This is a genomic window from Streptomyces sp. NPDC055955, from assembly GCF_042270245.1.
Taxonomy (GTDB): Bacteria; Actinomycetota; Actinomycetes; order Streptomycetales; family Streptomycetaceae; genus Streptomyces.
Window position 1 is genome coordinate 57,944 of the sequence record NZ_JBHJYS010000023.1, and the last position, 20,453, is coordinate 78,396.

Annotated in this window: 15 protein-coding genes and 4 pseudogenes; 5 read left to right on the forward strand and 14 right to left on the reverse strand. The window is 68.2% G+C overall.

Annotation, left to right across the window (positions count from 1 at the left end; all coding sequences use genetic code 11):
- Nucleotides 1–448 precede the first annotated feature (448 nt).
- A pseudogene (locus ACFC96_RS35365) lies at nt 449–811 on the forward strand (alpha/beta hydrolase); the annotation flags it as partial.
- 36 nt (nt 812–847) lie between these two features.
- Here the strand turns inward: ACFC96_RS35365 and ACFC96_RS35370 are convergent.
- From ACFC96_RS35370 to ACFC96_RS35415, 10 genes and pseudogenes are all read right to left on the reverse strand, one after another.
- Nucleotides 848–1,018: pseudogene (locus tag ACFC96_RS35370) on the reverse strand (IS5/IS1182 family transposase); the annotation flags it as partial.
- A 14-nt stretch (nt 1,019–1,032) separates the two neighbouring features.
- A complete protein-coding gene (gene tpg, locus ACFC96_RS35375; RefSeq protein ID WP_376226562.1) occupies nt 1,033–1,590 on the reverse strand; it encodes a telomere-protecting terminal protein Tpg in 558 nt (185 codons plus the stop codon).
- Nucleotides 1,591–1,605: 15 nt separating this feature from the next.
- Complete coding sequence (gene tap / locus ACFC96_RS35380) at nt 1,606–3,837, reverse strand: telomere-associated protein Tap (protein ID WP_376616098.1); 2,232 nt, start codon at nt 3,835–3,837, stop codon at nt 1,606–1,608.
- Between the two features lie 17 nt (nt 3,838–3,854).
- On the reverse strand, nt 3,855–4,241 hold the full coding sequence (locus ACFC96_RS35385; protein ID WP_376616100.1) for a hypothetical protein: 387 nt from the start codon (nt 4,239–4,241) through the stop codon (nt 3,855–3,857).
- 386 nt (nt 4,242–4,627) lie between these two features.
- Nucleotides 4,628–5,394: pseudogene (locus ACFC96_RS35390) on the reverse strand (transposase).
- 48 nt (nt 5,395–5,442) lie between these two features.
- Nucleotides 5,443–5,961 (reverse strand): GNAT family N-acetyltransferase, encoded by a 519-nt coding sequence (locus tag ACFC96_RS35395; protein ID WP_376616101.1) that lies wholly within the window; start codon nt 5,959–5,961, stop codon nt 5,443–5,445.
- 177 nt (nt 5,962–6,138) lie between these two features.
- Entirely contained in the window at nt 6,139–6,753 is a 615-nt protein-coding gene (locus ACFC96_RS35400) for a hypothetical protein (RefSeq protein ID WP_376616103.1), read from the reverse strand.
- A gap of 725 nt (nt 6,754–7,478) precedes the next feature.
- Nucleotides 7,479–7,907, reverse strand: coding sequence for a hypothetical protein (locus tag ACFC96_RS35405; protein ID WP_376616105.1), 429 nt, complete (start codon nt 7,905–7,907; stop codon nt 7,479–7,481).
- A 41-nt stretch (nt 7,908–7,948) separates the two neighbouring features.
- Nucleotides 7,949–8,066 (reverse strand): annotated as a pseudogene (locus ACFC96_RS35410) (IS5/IS1182 family transposase); the annotation flags it as partial.
- A gap of 8 nt (nt 8,067–8,074) precedes the next feature.
- A complete protein-coding gene (locus ACFC96_RS35415) occupies nt 8,075–8,428 on the reverse strand; it encodes a hypothetical protein (RefSeq protein WP_376616106.1) in 354 nt (117 codons plus the stop codon).
- Between the two features lie 626 nt (nt 8,429–9,054).
- Here ACFC96_RS35415 and ACFC96_RS35420 point away from each other — a divergent pair.
- Nucleotides 9,055–10,395, forward strand: a complete 1,341-nt coding sequence (locus ACFC96_RS35420) for a hypothetical protein (protein ID WP_376616108.1) — start codon at nt 9,055–9,057, stop codon at nt 10,393–10,395.
- Nucleotides 10,396–10,956: 561 nt separating this feature from the next.
- Here the strand turns inward: ACFC96_RS35420 and ACFC96_RS35425 are convergent.
- The 3 genes from ACFC96_RS35425 to ACFC96_RS35435 form a co-directional block, all read right to left on the reverse strand.
- Complete coding sequence (locus ACFC96_RS35425; protein ID WP_376616110.1) at nt 10,957–11,727, reverse strand: calcium-binding protein; 771 nt, start codon at nt 11,725–11,727, stop codon at nt 10,957–10,959.
- Nucleotides 11,728–11,972: 245 nt separating this feature from the next.
- The gene (locus ACFC96_RS35430) at nt 11,973–12,941 is read right to left on the reverse strand and encodes an SAM-dependent methyltransferase (RefSeq protein WP_376616112.1); all 969 of its coding nucleotides are present in this window, start codon (nt 12,939–12,941) and stop codon (nt 11,973–11,975) included.
- A 398-nt stretch (nt 12,942–13,339) separates the two neighbouring features.
- The gene (locus tag ACFC96_RS35435) at nt 13,340–14,158 is read right to left on the reverse strand and encodes an IclR family transcriptional regulator (RefSeq protein ID WP_376266345.1); all 819 of its coding nucleotides are present in this window, start codon (nt 14,156–14,158) and stop codon (nt 13,340–13,342) included.
- Between the two features lie 143 nt (nt 14,159–14,301).
- On the opposite strand from ACFC96_RS35435, the gene ACFC96_RS35440 reads away from it, so the two are divergent.
- The 3 genes from ACFC96_RS35440 to ACFC96_RS35450 all read left to right on the forward strand — a co-directional run bounded on the left by ACFC96_RS35440 (nt 14,302) and on the right by ACFC96_RS35450 (nt 18,070).
- On the forward strand, nt 14,302–15,249 hold the full coding sequence (locus ACFC96_RS35440; RefSeq protein ID WP_376616114.1) for a 5-dehydro-4-deoxyglucarate dehydratase: 948 nt from the start codon (nt 14,302–14,304) through the stop codon (nt 15,247–15,249).
- Nucleotides 15,246–16,538 carry a glucarate dehydratase family protein gene (locus ACFC96_RS35445; protein ID WP_376616116.1) on the forward strand — a complete coding sequence of 431 codons (1,293 nt, stop codon included), beginning with the start codon at nt 15,246–15,248 and terminating at the stop codon, nt 16,536–16,538. Before ACFC96_RS35440 ends, ACFC96_RS35445 begins: the two co-directional genes overlap by 4 nt.
- A gap of 137 nt (nt 16,539–16,675) precedes the next feature.
- Nucleotides 16,676–18,070 (forward strand): MFS transporter, encoded by a 1,395-nt coding sequence (locus tag ACFC96_RS35450; protein WP_376616117.1) that lies wholly within the window; start codon nt 16,676–16,678, stop codon nt 18,068–18,070.
- A 631-nt stretch (nt 18,071–18,701) separates the two neighbouring features.
- Here ACFC96_RS35450 and ACFC96_RS35455 read toward each other — a convergent pair.
- Complete coding sequence (locus ACFC96_RS35455; RefSeq protein WP_376616276.1) at nt 18,702–20,228, reverse strand: flavin monoamine oxidase family protein; 1,527 nt, start codon at nt 20,226–20,228, stop codon at nt 18,702–18,704.
- Between the last annotated feature and the right edge of the window lie 225 nt (nt 20,229–20,453).

The window sequence follows — 20,453 nt, forward strand, 5'->3', positions numbered from 1 at the left end:
CCGCCCCCGCCCCCCCCCCCCCCGCCGCCGCGCGCCCCACCCCCCACCCTGCCCTCCGGGGGGGCGCGGCCCCCCCCCCCCCGCCCGCGCCCCCCCCCCCCCCCCCCCCCCCGGCCCCCCACGCCGGTCGGGCGGGTCTTCAGGATGCCGACCCCGGCCCACCGTCCGCCGCCGATCGGGCGGCTTCCGCCTCGGGCACGGTGCGGGGGCCTGGCACCATGGACGCTGCGACGGCGAGGGCGAGGTGTGAGTTCATGTCCAGCTCGAACCGTCCGTGGGGGTTCACGTGGGTCCAGAACAGTGGGGGCCAGGGCCCGCCGGTCGGCGTCAGTGAGCCGCTTCTGGCACTTCTCCTCGCTCAGGATGTCCTGGAGGAGCAGGCTGTTGACGTGCATCAACGCGCACTGGAGTAGGTGCAGGGCGAGCATCGAGACCTCCTGGACTCCTTGAGGCCCCGTACATCGACTGGTCCCCCGACTCGGGCACGCTCGGGCGAGGCGTACCCGAAGACGTCCGTGCAGCCTTCCTCCACGCGTACACCGGGAACGAGGCCCTTCGCTGCGCGTTCTCCTACTACCGGGCCCTGCCCACCAGCGCGCAGCAGATCCAGGACGCCCTCGCGACGGCTCGGCTGACCATGCCCACCATGGCCGTCGGCTCTCACCCCGTCGGCACGGGGCTCGAACGCCAACTCCGTCCCATCAGCAATGACCTGGTCGGACACCATCTCCAGGACTGCGGCCACATCATCCCCCTCGACCGCCCCGACGCATTGTTCGCGCTCCTTGCTCCCTTCCTCTCTGCCGATCTGCCGATCTGCCGAAGTGACCGGGGCGGCGCCGAAGGATCACGGTCGGCGGTTGAGGCGTTCGTCCCAGTGGTGAGTTGTCCAGGACCGCCGGATCAAACTGCGCACGGTGATGATTGCGTCGGCGAGGTCGAAGAAGGCTTCAATGACAGTGACGTGACGTTCGTGGCACCGGGCGAGGCGATGAAGGGCGTTCTGACACGCGTGAGTGCTAGGCGCGGCTGCTAAAGGTCGAACTCCAGGTGCTCGATGTCCGTGAACCGGACCTCTTCGAGGCTTCCGGCGCGGCGGCCGCCGTCCTGGAAGTAGACCTCCTTGAGGGCTTCGGCGGCGATCTCCTGGAGTCGGGCGTCGCCGGCACCGGCCTCTTGGGCTTCGAAGAGCCGGGCTGCGTACTGCGGGGGCAGGGCGACGGTCAGGTGCCGGATGCGGTCCTGGTCGGTGGAACCGATGGGGGCGGTGTAACCGAGGCGGGCGCGGGTGTCGATGACGATGCCGTCCGTGGCCGCCGCCTTGGCCTTGGCCTTGGCCCGGATCTGCGGCTGCCAGCGCTTGTTCACCTCGCGTTCCAGGCGTGCGGCGAGGTCCGGGCGGGGCTTTTTGATCTGGTCCTTCACGTACCGTTCGACGGTGCGCTGGGAGATCCGCAGCATCTGGGCGACCGCCTTGGTGCCCTTGTACTGCTTGACCAGGTAGCGCATCTGCGCGGGCGCGCTCTTGGGCGCCGGGCGAGTGAACGCCTTGTGCACCGCGGCGTCCAGGCCGTCCCCGAACATGCTCATCGCCTGCCCACTCCCCTATTCGCCGTTGTCGGCGTCGGTGACGGTGCCGTCCTTGATGTACCGGGCGAGGTTGAGCTCCGGGGCGTTGAACTGCTCCCGTACGCCCTCGCCCCACAGCACGGACTGGGTGCCTTCGTGCTTGACCAGGCCGGGGTTCACCCCGAGCTTGAAGCCGCCTGGGAGCGGCTTGTCCTCCCGGTAGGGCAGGAAGTCCAGCGGGCCGGCGCCGTCGACCGCATAGACGGCGCAGTCGGAGAGGATCGCGACCGGGTACTGCCCGGTGAAGGCGGCGTGCTTGACGATCTTGCGGTGCATGTTGATGCGCGTGCGGGAGATGATCGCGGCGCGGATGTCCGGGCGCCAGGTGGGCCGGGCCAGAGCACGCCACGGTTGGCCGGGCTTCCAGCCCTCACCGCGCGGGCGTTCACGCAGCTTGCCGAGCCCGCCCTTGACCGTTGCCTTGATCGCGGACACGACGACTGCCAGCTCGGGGTCGTGCTGCCGGTAGCCCTCCATCGCGGCCAGGAACTCCTGGGGCGACAGGTCGGCACTCACTCCGAGGTCGGCCATCGTCGCGATGTAGGCGTCGCGCAGCCGGTTGTACCAGCCGTCCAGGTAGCGGCCGTTGTCGTAGCGCACCCATGCCTCGATGGGTGTCACGTCGTAGCCCAGCTCCTGGGCGTAGGCGACGGTCGGCGTCGCATACCAGGCCGGACCGGTCGGGCGCTCGCCGTTCGGTGTGAACGGGCTGGGCAGCAGTTCCCCGTCGAGCTTCACCCACTCCTTGCCCGACTTCACCCGCGACAGGTCGACGTGGGACAGGTCGACCAGCCAGGATCCGGGCAGCTTCGGGTCGAACACCGGCGCCTTGACGTGCGTCGGCGCCTGGGCGAGGCCGACCAGCAGGCCGTTCGCGCCGGCGGCGAAGGCCATGTTGACGTCGATGCCCACCAGGTTGCGGCGCATGCATTCGTCGTCGGTGAGCGGCCGCGCCCAGTCGTACGCCTCCTCGAACAGCTTCTCGTCGGGGCCGCGGACGTGGAAGCGCGGCAGGTCCTTGAGCACCGGATGGCCGTCGGGAACCTCGCACGGCGGCCAGTCCGTCAAGTCGATGGGGTCCTTGCCCAGCGAGCCGGGGTTGTGCTCCGAGGTGCGCTTGCCGTTCTCGTCCGGCGCGCCGGCGCGGGTCGGCGGGTGCAGCGCGGTCATCAGCTCCAGGCCGGTCACCGCGGTGGAACCGCGCGGCGTCATCACCCGGGACGCGTACGTACCCAGGAGCCGTGCGAGTTCAACGGGCTGGAGCTGGGCGGCATAGGCCCAGTGCCGGGTGTCGAGCGCATCCCACGACGGGATGCACAGCTGCACGCAGGCCCGCTCCGAACCCTGAGCGGGGCGGTAGATCCGCGCCCACGGCCCGAACCCTCGCTTCGTCAACTTCCATTCCTGACGGGCCAGCTGCTTGACAACCTTGTGCCCCTCGGGCAGCCGCCCGGCCAGGCGCTCCTCATCGGCGAGACGGGCCGGGAGACCGTAGTGCTCGAGAGCGGCCTCGGTGAGCACGATCAGCGGGTCGCCGTCCTTGCCCGGCCCGGACAGCTTCGGCTGACCGAGCCTCGCCTCCTTCAGCGTCCACTCGACCAAAGACGGGAGGGACTTGGCGGGCACGTCCATGACGAGGCCGCCGACGCAGTACGCCAACACCTGACCGTCCTCGACATCGACGACCGCCAGCGGACCGTTCTCGAACCGCGCATCGGTGCCGCTCGCCGAGGTGCCGGCGGGGGCGACCTTCTTCGCGCCCGGGCGGCGCGACGCCGACAACGGCCTGGCGGTACGCGCCGGACGCGACGCGGCCACCGCAGCAGTAACGAGAGCAGGGGCGGCCGGGGTGTTCCCGGACGCGGTCAGGGCCTCAGCCGCGGGTGCCGGGCCTGCTGGTGGCGGGCCGGGCTCCTCCACCGTGGCATCCGGGCCCTTGGACAGTGGCGCGGGATAGCGATGCGCGAGGCCCTCGAGCAGCCTGCGGTAGGCCTCAAGGCGCTCCCCCTTCGGCTCGGCACGGCCCGCCTCCCAGGCCTGGATGCTCGGCACGCGGACCCCCAGCGCCTGGGCAACAGCAGCCTCGGTCAGCCCCGCAGCCTCGCGCAATCGAACCCGTTCGGCGGGCACAGGCAGCACGGTGCCGTCGTCGACGGCAGCGAGCAGCGAGTCGACGGCGGCGAGCAGTTCAGCGGGCTGATCCGTCATCTGTATGTCCCTTTCTCCTACCTGACACCCTGACGGATCTCTTCGAGCCGGGTCATCAACCGCTGATAGCGCTGCGAGGCGGCCTGCGAGGAGTTCAGGCCCTGGTGCCCGGCGATCTCCCGCCACTCCATGCCCCGGCGCCTGGCCTCGATGACCACCTGGGTCTCCAACCGGTCCAGCGACAGACGCATGTCCTCGAAGAGACCGAGCGCCGCAGCAATGTCCCCTGGCGCCACATCCGGTCGCTGTCCGTCGCTTTGCTGATGTTGGGCGGCAGCCGCCAGCAGCCGCCCCAGCCAGGCGGCGTCCTGCTCCAACTGGCGCGCCGGGGCCCCATCAGCGGTGGAGTCCCCCGCGAGTGCGGACGGCCGCCGACGGGCCTCGTCCTGAGCGTCACGTGCCATACGGTCACCCTACCGCAACCACACAATGAAACAACAATTTGTTGTTTCATTGTGTGGTTGCGAGCCCCCAAAGAAACCCAGCACGCCTGGCGAAGGCCAAAGCGGCCCCGCCACTCCCCCAGGTCAGGATTTCGGGGACGCTGCTGCCGGCGGGTGCAGCCACGCGACCCCCGCGAAGGTATCGACCAGCCGATAGCAAACCCGCAATCCACCAGAACACGGAGCCAGAAAAGGGCCCAGCACACGAAACGCATGCCGGACCCCTTTCCCGAGGGCGGCATTGAGACCGGGGGGAATCCCTCCCCCACCCCGCCACGCTGAGGTTTGTCCCGTAAACGATCTTCGGCATGGTCGAGGTGCCGTTGGCCGTTCGCGGTACGGGCTGTCTATCCAGCGAGGTTGAGGCTGTGCATGCGGGCGATGCCACGCATGGCGTGGTGGACACCGTCTCCCTTGAGGCGACAATCACGCAGAATCTTCCAGCATTTCATGCGGGCGAAGACGTGCTCGACGCGAGCTCTCACCTGCTTGTGGGACGTGTTGTGTGCGACCTTCCACTCGGGAAGTGCCTATTCCGTGCGGCGGCGGTGCGGCATCGCCAGGCCAGTACCCGGATAGCCGCCATCCGCGATCGTCGTGGTGGCACCAACCGCGTCCCTGGCGCCGGATTCCGCCCATGCCTTGCAGTCGTTGCGGTTGCCCGGAAGAGCCCGGCCGACCACGACGACGAGCCGGCTGTCGGCGTCGAGACGACTTGGTGGTTGGTGGAGTATCGATAGTTCTTGGACTGCTCCGCTACTGAGTGGTCACGGGTGGGGACCAGCGTGCCGTCCACGATGAGGACGGCAGCCATGGCGAACCGCTCGCGCTGCCGCAGCGCAAGTTTCGGACCGAGGTGGTCGATGACCCGGTCGGCGGAAGACTTCGACACCCCGAACAGCGGGGCCAGTTGTCGCAGCGTGAGGTTGGTGCGCCAGTAAGCGGCCACCAGCAGCAGGCGATCCTCCAGCGGCAGCTTCCATGGCCGCCTCCGGACCGGGGCGTCCGCTTCCTCCCGGCGTAGCTGCTGCACCAACTTCCCAAAGATCCGCTGGCTCAGCCCGCTGAATGGGACTATCCAAGTCGGCTCCGACGCCGTGATCACACCAGCCACGTCGAGATCATCCCAAAGGGACGGCTCGATCTCGATCACCCCAGTCTTTCAGCTGAGGACCTTGACGTACCAGTGATCCGCTTTGCCATGCCCTTCGTAGGGTCCGGTTTCCTCGTAGCCGTGCCTGGTGTACAAAGCCCGTGCCTCGGTGAGTTGGGTGTTGGTCTCGCACACGATCCGGGCAGCGCCCAGCCTCCTAGCTGATTGCTCGACGGCGAGGAGGAGGCCCCGGCCCAACCCCGCTCCCCGCCCAGCGGGGCGCACGAACATCCGCTTGAGCTCCGCAGTCTCCGGAGCACCTCTGAGCAGCCGCAACCCTGCGCAGCCCAGGAACTCACCCTCATCCCCACGCGCAACGAGAAACTCGCCGTCGGTGCCGAACTCACTCCGGAGGCAGCACCGATGACCACCCGCCAGACGCCCAGGGCAACACCCGCGCCGATCACCGCTACGCTGAACACTCCCACCCTGGGCCAGGCCGAAGCCCCACAGGGACGCTCTCAGGCAGAGAGCCACAGCAGGACCGCCGACCGGCGAGGCGCTCACCCTCCTCGCGGACGACACCACAACAGGTGTCCGCTGTCCACGATCCCTCTCCTCAAGGGATCAGCATCATGACCCGGGACAGCGTTCCCACGCCCGTCCAGCCGCCCGCCCCCGCGCCTGCCCTGCCCACGCCCGCCGCTCGGACTCATCAAACGCCGTCGTCTGATCTGCGGCGTTGTGTGGCAGTGGGGGCGACGTTCAGATGCGTTTGCGCGTGAGCTGGTAGGGGTCCTCCCACCGATCGAAGTGCAGCTGGTTATTGGCATCGACGTACGGCGAGAACTGAGGTGAGCCTCGAAGGTAGGCGACGGCGATGTTGGTGAGTTCGATCTTGCCGCCACCACGGTGGGTCATGCCTTTCGGCTCGTCACAGTCGGCCAGCCACTCTGCCTGTTCCTCGTGAATCGTGGCGGTGTAGATCTCCACCCTGCCGGATGCCCTCTCATCGGCAGCCAGGACGTCTCCGTACGAAGCGTGTTCCAGTATCTCTGAGATGGCCTTCTCGATCGACTCCTCAACAACCCACCCGTCCGACTCCGTGACAGTCCCTCCGACCATATTGTCGAACTGGGCATCGACTCGACCGTCCCAGTAGCCGGCCTGCAGCGTGGCGCGTCGAGCGTGCCCCCGCCAGCCGAGAGTTCCCGGGGAAAATGTATGTTCTGCCTGGTCGGCCCAGCCGATGAGAAACCCGGCGGGACTGCCATCGGCCACACGGACCTCCACGACCGTGGGGGTACCGTGCTGCCGTAGGAACAGATTTCGCTGCTTCAGCGCGTCCTTGGTGTTCTGGTCCAGGCGGTTGATATCCACAAGTGTAAATTGTCGAGCTGGTTTCCTGGTCAAGGCAACCCTCGTCGCATACATGACCGGCACACGCTCGTCGGTGCCCTCAGCCGATTCTGGCCCGCCCCAGCCCGCTTCATCTCGGAGAAGCGATCCCCACCGGGACGCGTAGCCACCAAGCCAAGAGGCGAGGACCCTATGGGCTCGGTGATGAGCGAGCTGTGTCCACGTCACGGACGTCAGCTCCGTGCTGCGGCCCGCATGGGTAGTGAATCCCATCCCTGTCGCAGAGGCATCGCCCTGATCCCCTGGTCGTCCAAAGCACCAGTCCCGAGCAGATGGCGGCGTATGCCAGGCGTACGCCACCCTCAGAAATCAGCTTGGCGGCGTCGGCCTTCCGCCTGCCACGGCCCTGGAGACGTACCCGGGTCTCCGGGCCCGGATCCAGGGCTCCGGGACACTGGTACCTGCTGTCCTTGCCCCAACTCAGTTGGATTCAGATTCGCCGCTCGCCGCCCGTCTGGTCCGACGCGTACGGGCTTCGGCCGGCCCGCTCGAGTGGGCCGCTGCCCGCCAGCGAAAGACAGCGGCGGATTTCGCCCCACACCCCCACCCCGGACAGGGAGCAAACAACCCGCGAACAGGACCGTTAACACCCTCCATTCGCCGACACTGCCGACCTGCGGAAGCTTAAGGACTGAGACGCCAGCTCCATACGGACGATGCCCGCCTCAACTGAGTTGGGTCCAGCCTCAACGGAGTTTGCCCGCGGCGCGAAGTGCAGGGCTGGCGTCCCCGGCTCGCGCAGCGGCCGCCGCCTCCAGCAGGAGCCAGCCATCGACCTCCACCGCCCGCGGTTCCCCCGGCTGCCACCCGCGGGCCGACGCCGCGTCGAGCAAGGCCCGGACGGCGCCCGGTTCGTGCAGGTTCAGGGACCCACCCCGGACCCACCCCACGTCCCCGGAGCCCATGGTGAACCCGCCCACGTACCGGTCTGGGCCCTCGGCGAAGACGATGCGCAGCGGGCCGCCGGTGTCGGCCGGTTGCGGGTACAGGGTGAGGGTCTCGTGGCAGTCCGCGGACCGGCCGCTGTCCAGCACGCGGTGGCGGTGGCGGAGCGTCCACAGGTACACGCGCCCGTCGGCGACGAGCCGGCGGGGCTTCTTCGTACGTCGGGGCACGGAGCCGAGCGTACGCCGGGCGGTCGTCGATGTTCGGAGAGCTCCACGCATGCGCGGCGACGTTCGGTGTTGCGGCGGAGTCTCGAAGTTGTTCATCCACGAGTTCGTGCGCTCTACCGCCCAGCGGCCGTCAGTCTGGATCAGGCTCTGCGGACCGCGGATCGGGTTTAGTCGGTGATGTACCAATTGCTCTTGAGGTACTCCAGGGTGCTGCTGCCGAGCTCGCTCTCGGAGAAGGTGACGGAGGCCCTGATCGCTTCGGTTGGGATCTCGACCTTGTCGGAGGCCAGCACAGCGACGCGCTGCGGGTCGACCGTCGCGGTTCGCAGGGCCTTCTTCTGCGCAGGCGAGATCATCTGGAACGTGACGACGAACGTCGACGTGCACGGGCCAAACCCCTGGTCCTCCGCCTGCTTCGCGGCGGGCCCGGCCACTTCGCAGACAGTGTTGATGTCCTCACGGCCCACAGCATGGAGGTACTGCTCGTACCGCTGGATCGCGCCCTCCTTCGTCCTGGGCACGGGCTGCTCCCCGGTCGGCTCGGCCGACGGCCTCTCGGTCCGAGGGGACGAGGACGGCGTGGCCGACGGTTCTTGGGGCCGTGCCGATTCGGACGACTGCGAAGGCTTCGCGGCCGTGGATGTGTCTTCTTCCGACTTCTCCGGACCACACGCGCACGCCGCCAGCGCCACGCAAGTCGATACCGCCACGCTCACCAGCGTCCGAACTCGCATCCAGTCCCCCTCAGCAACAGTCGGCAACAAAGAAGGACACGCGAGGTCTGGGGGAACGGTTCCTGAGCCGGTCTGTTTGACATTCGATCGTGGTCGCCCCAGCCGGCACCGAGTCGTTTCACGTCAGGAACTCCGAGCAGGGCCAGAATTCGGGATCGGCATCAACGTCCTCGGCCCGTTCCGCGGTTTGTCCGGCAGCCGTCGTACTGCTCCTACGGCGTCTTCTCACCCGCCGAACCCGAGCCAGACCACGCAACGTCCCTGCCCGTTCCAGTTCCAGTCCTGCCGGTCGAGGGCGGGCGGCCACCGCGGTCGTTGCCGGTCGCAACAGCGGTACAACCTTGCCCCCTTCAAGATCGTCTGCTTGTCGAGGAGTTGGAACGTCCGGCTCCCCGACACTCTTGGGGGATGCAATGCACAGAGTCTCCGTCGGCCGCGCCCTGCGGCTGGGAGCGTGCGGTACCGCGGTCGCGGGCCTGTTCGTGATCGGCCTGGGAGCTGGGGCTGCAGCGGCCTCCGACACGCTGTGGATCCAGTCGCCGTACGAGCTGAACGTGCCGCTCGGCGTCGACGGCGACGAGGCCCCGGCGCGCTCGCTCGACCTCGGGCTCTACCACGACAACAGTAACGTCTCGGTCACCGACGGGCGGTTGACGCTCGATGTCTCCGGGCTCGCCGGAGTGGCTGACATCATCTGGCCGGCGAACTGCACACCCGAGGGCACCGTCGCGGTGTGCACGGTCGACGGCGAGATCCCGGTGACCAACGTCGACGCCGTGCACCTGGGGATCCGGGCCGCCACCGGCGCGCCGAAGGGCGCGCAGGGCACTGTCTCGTACACGGCGACGGCCACCACGCCGTCCGGCACAATGAAGTCGCCGCAGGGTTTCAGCACCACGGTGACGGTGGCGTCGGGCCCGGACCTCGCGCTCAACGACCCCGGCAAGGCGCAGGGCGTGCAGCCGGGCGCCAACCTTCCGCGGCCGGTCAGCGTGACCAACGAGGGCAACGAGGCGGCGCACGGCTACACCCTCAAGATGAGCGCCTCCTACGGCCTGGACTTCGTCACCTCGTACCCGCAGTGCACGTACCGCAAGGACGAGGGCGGTGGCGAGTACGCGCCGATGACGCATGCCACGTGCACCTTCGACGACGAGATCGCCCCGGGAGCCCGCGTGGAGCTGCCCGAGCAACTGGTGGTCGCCGTCAACGACAAGGCGCTGTACGAACGGCTCGATCTCAGCGTGGACCCGGCGGGCGGCGTCACGGACATCGACAACGGCGACAACTACGTGGCGCAGGAGGTACTCGCCGACAACACGGCCGACTTCGCGGTGCGCGGCACCGACGTCATGGGAAGCGCCGGCGAGACAGTCACTGCCGAGGTCCGGTTCCAGAACAAGGGCCCCGCCTGGTTCGGCAACCTGGGCTCCGGCGACCCGGCCGCAGTCGTCGAATTCCGGGTACCGCAGGGAACGACCGTCTCCGACGCCCCCACGGAGTGCCGCCCGCGCACGCTGACCGGCGGCTACTACCCGAACCGGGTGGGAGCCCCGCGCTACGACTGCAACCTGCCGTACTGGGTGTCGGAGAACACCGAGCATGCCTTCGCCTTCCAGCTGCGCGTGGACACCGTGGTGCACGACGCCACCGGACCGGTCGTGGTGCGCCCCGTCTTCGGGGAGTTCGCCTTCGACCCGGAGACGAAGAACAACTCCGCGAAGGTCGTGGTGAACGCCACGCCGAAGGCCTGACACTGCCCGCCTCGGGCCCGGCCCCTAACGGACCGTTCGTGAACCTCGACGAGCTCACTGACAGGGGCAAACGCTGCGGGTGGAGCAGCGCCGAGATGAGCATCACCTGGACCGGCCGCCCGAGGCACGGCGAATCGCTCCGACACCGACGGTGACCGGCCGCACCGACCTGTGGCGCGAGCACCAATTCCTGGCATGCGGCGTCTTCGGCAGGCCTTGACTTGCCGAAGACGCCGACTTCCCCTGCAGCTCAACCGGAGGGCCCGGCGGAGACCAACTCTCCTGACCACCCGGAACCCGGCCGTTGGAACAGGCCGGGTGTTCCCCGTTCATGGGTTTCCAGCCATCGTGACGACAGATGCGTCGAGTTGAGGGCAGGGGTGTCCGGCAGGCGGTCCCGACCGCCGGAAGTCGGGACCGCTCGGTACGGCATCGCGCCTCTACAAAGTCACAGTCGGCGGCCCATCTGGGAAGGAGAGCCAGCCGGGCGGTCACGGGCATTCGCATGCGCGCTGCATGGCCCTGTGTCCGTCCGCGCTCCGGTGCCGACCGGCTGTTGGGCTACTTCAAGGCGGCGCTGTCCCCAGTGGCGGTCACTGCGCTGGTGGTGCTCATACCAGCGAATTTCCAGCGCCAGGTACCTGCGGAATTCGCAGTGACCGTCGTCTTCAGCTTGCCCGTGCTGTCGGTGGTCACGGTCTTGACGGTGGAGTACGTCGAGGCGCCTGACTTCTTGAACTGCAGGGCGACGCGCTGGGCGCTGTAGCCGGCGTAGATGTTCGTGTTCCAGTTGGCCCGGGTCAGGGTGCCGGTCACGGTCAGGGGGCGCCCCTTGACCACGGGTTCAGGGCTCGCCTGGGTGGCGGTCAGCTTGGCGTAGCGCTTCACCTTGACCGACTTGCTGGTGTCGAGCGTGTAGAAGTCGTGGTCGTTGGCCGCGGCCTCGGCGTCGAGGTGCCAGGTGCCGGCGTTGCTGTTCTTGAGGTCGGCGTAGTCGTCGGTGTCGTTCGCGTCCAGGGTGTACTTCCAAGTGCACTTCATCGTCGTGGACGAGGGCCGGGTGCACGAGGCGGAGTCGGGGAAGGCGATGCGGCCGTCGGGGCTGACCAGCTTGCCTCCGTAGATGCCGCTGATTCCGGAGCCGTCCTTGGCGGTCGCGACGACGGTCAGGGACTGAGCGGCGCTGACGCCGACGTTCACGGTGGTCGTGCTGAATGTCACCGACGTGAAGGTGGTGTCGCCCTTGTGGCTGTCCGCCTGCGCGGCGGGGGCGAGGACGGTGAGCAGCGCCAGGGTGCCGCCCGCGGCGGTGGCGGCCGTTCTGATTCGCATGGTTCTCCAGGCATGATGAGCCGGATCTTGGTCCGGGTGTGAAGAAGACACGCACCAGGGCAGGTTGGTTGTACGGAAGACGCTTCGCACGCTGGGCGCTGACCGGAGCGCGGACGGTAACTTCCCGCCGCAAGGGCACGATGCCGTGTGGGTGCAGCTTCTCTCCGGTGAGCCCCTTCGGTATGGATTCGGGTGCTCGTCTGATGCGGACGGGTAACGCTGGGCAGGGTCGCCGGCTGGTGCCCTCACACCTTCTCGAAGACCATGCGTACGACGGTGAAGCGGCCCTCACGCAGGAACCTGAGCGCGGTCTTCTGCTCCCTGATGATGTCTGACACCGCGCTTTGGCCGATGAGTTCCGCTCCGCGTACGTGGTTGGCCTCTGCCTTTTCCAACCAGCTGCGTACTGTGGCGACGCCGTCGTCAGGGTCGGTGCGCGCCTCCACGATGCGGAACAAGCCGCGGCTGGCTTCGATCAGTTCGTCCCGGGTCGGAAGAAAGCACTCGGGGTACACCTTTCGCGACGCGTGAAGGCCCTCGCGTACGTTCTCGATGCCGCCGAGGATGTCCTTGAGGCCGAGGCGTTCGCGGGCGCCGCCACTCCGATGCGGGTCCAGTTGCTGGGGAGGTAGGAACAGAGAGGCGAGCCATCCGCGCTCATTCCAGGCGTTGACCTGTACGGAAAGGTGTCCGGACGGCCGCAGCCAGGAATGGCAGTGCTGGAAGAACTCCCGGTAGCGGGCGACGCGCTTCGCCCGCCACATGGTGTTTCCCGCGCAGTGCTCGATTACCTCGATCGCGATGATGGCGTCGTAAGGTCTGTCCGGTTCGTGATCGAACCAGTTCTCGGCCCGGACCTCGCAACCTGGCCAGTGCTGGTCTCGGGCCCAGGCGGCCTGGCCGGGACTCATGGTGATCCCTACGGCGTGCTTGACATGATGATTTTTCACCAGCCGGTGCAGGAGACTGCCGTATCCGCAGCCGATGTCGAGCACACGGTCCGCGCCCACGGCGTGCGCCGCCTCGGCGTGGTAGTCGAGCTTTCGGATCTGAGCCGAGTCGAGTGTGTCGCCCTCCTCCCACATGCCGTAGGAAAAGACGAGCTCGGGGCCCAGCGTCAGCCGGTAGAAGTCACCCAAGAAATCGTATTGATGATGAATTGCCTTCGACGATGTCCCCTTGTAGGCAGATCCCTTCCTCGATTCGTGTCCCACAGTGCCCACCAGTTCATTTCGGCGACGAAGGTCAGTCGGCCAGCGACCATCGCTCCAGATAACTGGGTCCGAGAGCAGAACCTTCGGCTACACACCGGCCACCGTCTGCAGCCCGCTCGATCGGCGGTGGACCTGCCCCTGGGCGGGTACGCCGCTCGGCTCCTCCGTCCACGCCGCGCAACGTGGCACGCCCTGGCCGACCTGCTGGATTTCGACCTGATGCCCAGGATCACCCGATCGCGGGTGCTGGTTCATGCTGGGTGATGCTGTCCTCTCCGGTCAGCACCATCCTGCCCTCCCTGGGCGTGGCGGGGCCGTCGCGCGAACGCGGCCTTGACCGGTGCCATCGCCTGGGCCGGCTTCCGCGAGCCGCCGAAGCGCTCCTCAAGAGTCAGGGCTCAGCGCCAGTCGACTCCGCCCGCGCCCATGCCCTGCGCCAGTCTTACCTCGATCTCCTCGCGCACCTTCTGCATCACAGTCACGATCCGCCGCTCGCGCTCCTCAGTGAGCCGTGCCACCGGGACCGAGCAGCTGATCGCGTCGCCTGCCGGCGCTTCGTCGTTCACGCGCAGCGCGAAGCCGAATCCGACGATGCCGGTGACCCCCTCCTCGCGGTCGATCGAGTAGCCGCGCGCCCGCACCTGTGCGAGGTCGGCAACGAGCGCGGCCTTGGTGGTGTGGGTGCGTGGGGTCAGTGCCTCGTACGGTGCGTCCGGCAGTGCCGCGTCCGGGTGTTCGGCCAGCAGCGCCTTGCCGAGTGCGCCCGCGTGGGCGGGCAGCCAGCGCCCCACTCGGCTGATGGTGCGCAGGTACTCGTGCGACTCGCGGGTCGCGAGGTAGGCGATGTCCATGCCGTCGAGGCGGGCCAGATGGATCGTCTCGCCGAGTTGCTCCGAGGCATCGTCCAGGTATGGGCGCACCACGCGGACCACGGGGTCGGTGTCCAGATAGGTGGTGCCGGTGAGGAGTGTGCGCAGGCCGATTCCGTACAGCGAGGCGGTGGCGTCGGTGCGCACCCAGCCCCGGGCGATCAGGGTCTGCAGCAGCGCGTACATGGAGCTGCGCGGCACACCCAACTCGTCGGCGAGTTCCTGCAGTCTGGCGGGCCGGTCGCCGCGGGCGGCGAGGAGTTCGAGCAGTTCGACCGTGCGAGCGGCCGATTTCACCTCGCGCACTCCGGTTTCAGACGGCCGGACGGGCTCAACAGATTCGGACATGGGTTGATCGTACGTACTGTCACGACCTGCGCGTCCGCGTCCCCGCTCCATGCCGAATCGCTTCCGGGAACCCATTGACGGGGTGGTTTCCCGAGCCTAGTGTCCATCCCCATGCGCGAACGCCATCTACATACGGAGACAGCATGGTGACTCGGACCTCCCTCACCGACACTGTGGCGCGGCTGCGCGACGGCATGGCCCAGGGCGTGCTGTCGTTCCCGCTCACCAGCTTTCACGCCGACGGGGCGCTCGACCTCGACGGCTTCCGCAGCTATCTGGCCGGGCAACTGGAGACGAACCCCGGTGCGGTCTTCCCGGCCTGCGGCACGGGAGAGTTCAGCGCTCTCGACGAGAACGAGTACGGTCAAGTCGTCGCCGCAGCCGTGGAGGTGACGGCGGGCCGCGTCCCGGTCGTGGCCGGTACCGGCTACGGCTACGCCCAGGCACTGCGCTTCGCCCGTATCGCCGAAGAGGCCGGAGCCGACGCACTCCTCGTCCTGCCGCACTACCTCAACAAGGCCCCGCAGGACGGCCTGGTCGAGCAGCTCCGCCGGATCGCCGACCACACCCCGCTGCCTCTCATCGCCTATCAGCGCGACCACGTGACGTACGACGCGCAGACCGTTCGCCGGATCGCCGCGATCCCCGGCGTCATCGGCCTCAAGGACGGCCACAGCGACCTCGACCGGCTTCAGCGCGGCACCCTCGCCGCCCCCGACGACTTCCTCTTCTTCAACGGCGCCCCGACAGCCGAGCTCCAGGCCCGCGCCTATGCCACGGTCGGCATCCCGGCCTATTCCTCAGCCGTCCACGCCTTCGCCCCGGAGATAGCCAACGCCTTCTTCCAGGCCCTGTCGGCGGGCGACGACAGTCGCGTCGACAAGCTGCTCGCCGATTTCTACGTCCCCTTCGTGGAACTGCGCGACCGGCGCCCGGGCTATGCGGTGTCCCTGGTCAAGGCGGCGGCCCGGCTGCGCGGCCGCCCGGTCGGACCGGTCCGCGCACCCCTGACCGACCCGATGCCCGCAGATCTCGCAGACCTCGAAGCGTTGCTCACCACCGGCCTGAACCTCGTTGGAGCCCCCCGATGAACGACCTGACGATCACCGACGTCCGGCTGACCCCGATCCTCGTCGCCGACCCGCCGCTGCTCAACGCCCAGGGCGTGCACCAGCCGTACACCCCCCGCCTGATCATCGAAGTCACCACGGCGGACGGGATCACCGGCCTCGGCGAGACCTACGGCGACACCAAGTACCTGGAGCTGGCCCGCCCGTATGCCGAGAAACTGGTCGGCCGGTCCGTCGCGGACCTCAACGGCCTGTTCACCCTCGCCAACGAGGTCGTGGTGGCCGAGGAGCGGGTGACGAATCAGGTGGACGTGGGCGGCCTGCGAGGCGTCCAGACCGCCGACAAGCTGCGGCTGTCCGTGGTCTGCGGCTTCGAGGTCGCCTGCCTGGACGCGCTCGGCAAGGCCCAGGGCCTGCCGGTCCACGCACTGCTCGGCGGCAAGGTGCGCGACGCCGTCGAGTACAGCGGCTACCTCTTCTACAAGTGGGGCGAGCACCCGAAGGGCGTCGAGTCCGAGGTGGACGACTGGGGCGAGGCTGTCGACCCGGCCGGCATCGTCGACCAGGCACGCAAGTTCACCGAGCGCTACGGCTTCCGCTCGTTCAAGCTCAAGGGCGGCGTCTTCGAGCCCAATCAGGAGATCGCGGCAATACGCGCCCTCGCCGAGGCGTTCCCCGAAAGCCCGCTGCGACTCGATCCCAATGGCGCCTGGTCCGTCGAGACCTCGGTCAAGGTCATCGAGGCGCTGCAGGACGTCCTCGAGTACATGGAGGACCCCACTCTCGGTACGCCCAACATGGCCGCCGTCGCCGCCCGTACCGACGTGCCACTCGCCACCAACATGTGCGTGACGACCTTCGACGAGGTCAAGGAGGCGTTCCTTCGCGACGCCGTCCAGGTCGTCCTGTCCGACCACCACTACTGGGGCGGCCTGCGCAACACCCGCGAGCTCGCCGCGACTTGCCGTACGTTCGGTGTCGGAGTGTCGATGCACTCCAATACCCACCTGGGCATCTCACTCGCCGCGATGACACACGTGGCATCCACGGTCCCGAACCTGCACCACGCCTGCGACTCGCACTACCCCTGGCAGTCCGAGGACGTGCTGAACGAGCGGATCACCTTCACGGACGGCAAGGTGACCGTCTCCGACGCCCCGGGCCTCGGCGTCACCCTCGACCGTGACAGGCTCGCCGTCCTGCACCAGCGCTGGCTGGACGACGACGGCACGATGCGCGAGCGCGACGACGCGGCCGCCATGCGCGTCGCCGACCCGGCCTGGGAAACCCCGGCCTTCCCCCGCTGGTGACACCAACTGCCTGACGGGAGCCGGGCGTTCGAACGTCCCGGCCCCCGGCTCTGGTTGCGGAAGTTCCCCTGCCGACGGCCCCCGGCCCCGGTGACTCCCGCTCCCGCCGTACCCCGCATTCACGATCGGAGCCGCTCGTGTCCGCAGTACCCCACAACGCCGTCAACGGCGCCGTGCAGCACCCCCCGGCCGTAGAGTCCGCCATCAAGAAGATCTTCAAACGCGTCATACCGCTGTTCTTCATCATGTTCGTCGTGAACTACATGGACCGGGTCAACATCGGCTTCGCCAAGGACGAACTGAGCGCCGACACCGGTCTGTCGGCCGCCGCGTTCGGCGTCGGCGCCGGCATCTTCTTCATCGCCTACGCGATCTTCGAAGTGCCCTCCAACATCCTCATGGAACGATTCGGCGCACGGATCTGGCTCACCCGGATCATGGTCAGCTGGGGGGTCGTGGCCACCGCCATGGCCTTCGTGAACAGCGCCGAGATGTTCTACGTGCTGCGCTTCCTCCTCGGCGTCGCGGAAGCGGGCTTCTTCCCCGCGGTCATCTACTACTTCTCCCGCTGGCTCCCCGACTCCCACCGAGGCCGCGCCACCTCCATCTTCCTGATGGGCTCCGGCACGGCGACCGTCATCGTCGGCCCCATCTCCGGCGCACTCATGGAAATGCACGGCCTCCTCGGCCACGCCGGCTGGCAGTGGATGTTCTTCATCGAGGGCCTCTTCTCGGTCGTCCTCGGCTTCGTCGTCCACCGCTTCCTCGACAACAGCATCGAGAGCGCCCAATGGCTCACCGACGAGGAGAAGCAGGGCCTCGTAGCCACGATCGACGCCGAACAGGCGGCACGCGAGAGCAAGCGCGGCACCGCGAAGATCTCCCGCTGGAAGCTGCTCGCCGACCCCCAGATGCTGCTCTTCCTCTGGATCTACTTCGCGATCAACGTCGCGCTGTACGCGGTGACGTTCTGGCTCCCCTCGATCGTCGACGACATCGGCAACCTCTCCGAATTCCAGGTCGGCCTCCTCACCTCCATCCCCTGGCTGTTCGCGATCGCCGCCGTCTGGGTCTGCGGCCGGATCTCCGACCGCACGGGCAAGCGCCGCCCGCTGCTGATCACGCTCCTGCTCATCGGCAGCCTCGGCACACTCCTCGCCGTCTACGTCTCGCCATGGCTCGGCCTCGGCGCCCTGTGCATCGCCGCGGTCGGCTTCAAGCCGGCTTCCCCCATCTTCTGGACCATTCCGCAGAACTACCTGGACGCCCGCGCCGCCGCCCCTGGCATCGCGCTCATCAACTCCATCGGCAACCTGGGTGGCTTCGTCGCCCCGACTGCCTTCGGCATCCTGGAGACCACGACGGGTTCCACCAAGGGGGGCCTGGTCGGCCTGACAGTGATCGGGATTCTGGCCGCACTCAGCGTCCTTCTCGTACGAGGGGGCGGGCGGAACGACAGCGCAGGAGGCAGGGCGGCAGACTCGGCAGCCGACGCCTCGCCGGCAGCCGATCCCAAACCCGCTTCCGCCTGACAGCGAGCACCGGCCACCGCATCGTCCGGAAGCCCGACTCCGCGACTGACTGACGCTTCGACAGTCCCGAGCGGGAACCTCGAGGCTTCCGGCCTGTGCGCCATCCGGACGCGATTGCGCACCGCGGACTTCTTCACCGACCTGAGGCCCGCCTCGACGACCGTATCCATACCCTGAGCGCGACTGGACGGACTGGAGGGTCGACGGTGCCGGCTCCGACACCCAGCCGCTGTCCCTCAGGCAAGCGAACGCATCCCGCCCGACCTGCTCCCCCCCATACTCGACGGACGTCTTCCCCTTTCGGGAAGCGGTAGTTGTCGACCTTGGCTCCATACCGCTCCACCCACGCTGGGCTGATCAACCGCGCAGCCAGATGGGCCGGCCCCGGCCAGCACCTCCAGCGCCACCCGCAGAGTCTCGCCAACGAAACGGAGACATCCGGTGAAAGACTGGGAGGACGACGAGTGAGGAGGCACCGGGAGGTGTTCGGGGCGGGCACCTTGTGCAGGGTGCCGCCGTACCGGCCGGCCTTGTACGTCAGCATCGTGACCGTCCTGCCCTATGCCTCAGAGGGCGCGGGCATTCCCGCCCGCGCCCTCTTCTCAGCAACCTCCCACGTAGCCGGCGGCGCTCAGGCGGCCATCACGCGCGCGTGCAGCTTGCTCACTGCCCGCCGCGCGGACGTGAACGCGCCGTGCTGCCACGCGTCCGTGTAGCTGAGCCAGTCACCGGCGAAGTAGACGCGCCCGCCGGGCTCGTTGAGGGACTTGTAGCGCGGGTCGTCGGGGCCGCCCGGGGTGTCGTGCCAGGCGGCTTCCAGGTGCGGGGTCTGGCGCCAGTGATGCGAGAACGACGACGCCAGCTCCGTGCGGTACTTCTCGCCGTAGATCTTCACGCCCTGGGAGACCGCTCGTGCCTCGCGCGCGGCGGGGCCGAGCTTCGCGTACGCGTCGGCGTCACCGTCGTAGTTGTAATAGCCGATCATGACGCCGCGCTCGTCGTGGAAGCCGTGCGACGGGTGCCAGATGTGGCTGAGGTCCATGTCGGTCTCGGTGATGCCGCCGTAGATGCGGTGATCCAGCTCCCACCAGCGGGACTTGTACTCCAGGCCGATCTTCCCCGCGGACTGCGGGGTGATGGCCTCCAGCGCGCCCTGCACGCCCGAGCCGAGGTTGTGCGGGATCTTGGCGAGGATGTTGGGCGGCAGCGCGCCGACGCAGAAGTCCGCCTCGACGACCTTGGTGCGCCCACCCTGCTGGTAGGTGACGACGACCCCGTCGCCCTTGTCCGTGATCTTGCCGACGACGGCGCCCGTCTGTACGCGGCGCGCCCCTATCGCCTTGGTCAGCGCCTTCGGTATCTGATCCATGCCGCCGACCGGCTGGAACATCAACATGGCCTGGTCGAAGCCGAACTCGAAGGAGAAGTAGCGCCCGACACCGCTGGCGAACACCTCGGACGCGGACGGCACGTCACCGAGCAGTACGCCCGGGGTGCCGGTGGCGGCCGGCACGGTGGTGTACCCGCGCCGCTCCCCGCCCGCGTACGTCAGCTTGTCACCCAGGTCGCCGAAGTCTTTCAGGAACTCGACGAGCCGGTCCTGGTCGGCGGCGGTCAACTCCTTGTCCAGTGCCCCCTTGCCGGAGGCCTTGGCGAGTAGCTCGGACAGGTACCCGTACACATCGGCCTTGGCGGTGCGGTACCGCATCGGCTTCGTCATGCCGGCCGACTCGTTGAAGAGGTAGGCGTCGGCGTTCGTATTGGTGAACACCTCGATGGGGACGCCGAGTTCACGGCAGTAGTCCAGCGTCACCATCCACTGGGGAAGCCGGGCCGGGCCCGCGTTCATGTACTGGCCGTCGCTGAAGCGCGCGGTCTGCGCGTTGCCGTACAGGTCAACAGTCGAATCCCCGCCCCGCACCGTGAAGTTGCGTCCACCGGTGCGGTCTCTGGCCTCAAGGACCGTACAGTCGTAGCCCGCCTTGCCCAGCTCGTACGCGGTGGCGAGCCCGGCGATGCCACCGCCCACGATCACCACCTTCGCGGCGGCCCGCCCGCTGAGCGTGAAGTCCCCCGACCGCGGTGCCCGGTACGGGAGTTCACGCTGCGCGGCCTGCGCCGTGGGGGCGAGCCCGAGGGCGCCCATGGTGGCGAACATGGCGCCCGCACCACCGGTGAGCCCCACATTACGAAGGAAGCCCCGCCGACTGGTCCCCGTACCTACCGTCTGCCGCTGTGCTGCCATATGCCCGGCTCTCCTCAGATCGTGCGCGATCTTGGCTGACCCGGGGATGGTGGCAACGCCGTGTTACGGCACGGCAGCAACTGCTGTATCGGCCACGTTTCCACTCCCCAAGCGGCGCGGGGAACGGCGCGAGCAACC

Coding starts and splice junctions, on each gene's coding strand:
- tap (WP_376616098.1), bottom strand. CDS start 3,837: ATGACGGATCAGCCCGCTGAACTGCTCGCCGCCGTCGACTCGCTGCTC.
- ACFC96_RS35445 (WP_376616116.1), top strand. CDS start 15,246: ATGAACGACCTGACGATCACCGACGTCCGGCTGACCCCGATCCTCGTC.
- ACFC96_RS35455 (WP_376616276.1), bottom strand. CDS start 20,228: ATGTTCGCCACCATGGGCGCCCTCGGGCTCGCCCCCACGGCGCAGGCC.
- tpg (WP_376226562.1), bottom strand. CDS start 1,590: ATGAGCATGTTCGGGGACGGCCTGGACGCCGCGGTGCACAAGGCGTTC.
- ACFC96_RS35420 (WP_376616108.1), top strand. CDS start 9,055: ATGCACAGAGTCTCCGTCGGCCGCGCCCTGCGGCTGGGAGCGTGCGGT.
- ACFC96_RS35425 (WP_376616110.1), bottom strand. CDS start 11,727: ATGCGAATCAGAACGGCCGCCACCGCCGCGGGCGGCACCCTGGCGCTG.
- ACFC96_RS35385 (WP_376616100.1), bottom strand. CDS start 4,241: ATGGCACGTGACGCTCAGGACGAGGCCCGTCGGCGGCCGTCCGCACTC.
- ACFC96_RS35435 (WP_376266345.1), bottom strand. CDS start 14,158: ATGTCCGAATCTGTTGAGCCCGTCCGGCCGTCTGAAACCGGAGTGCGC.
- ACFC96_RS35440 (WP_376616114.1), top strand. CDS start 14,302: ATGGTGACTCGGACCTCCCTCACCGACACTGTGGCGCGGCTGCGCGAC.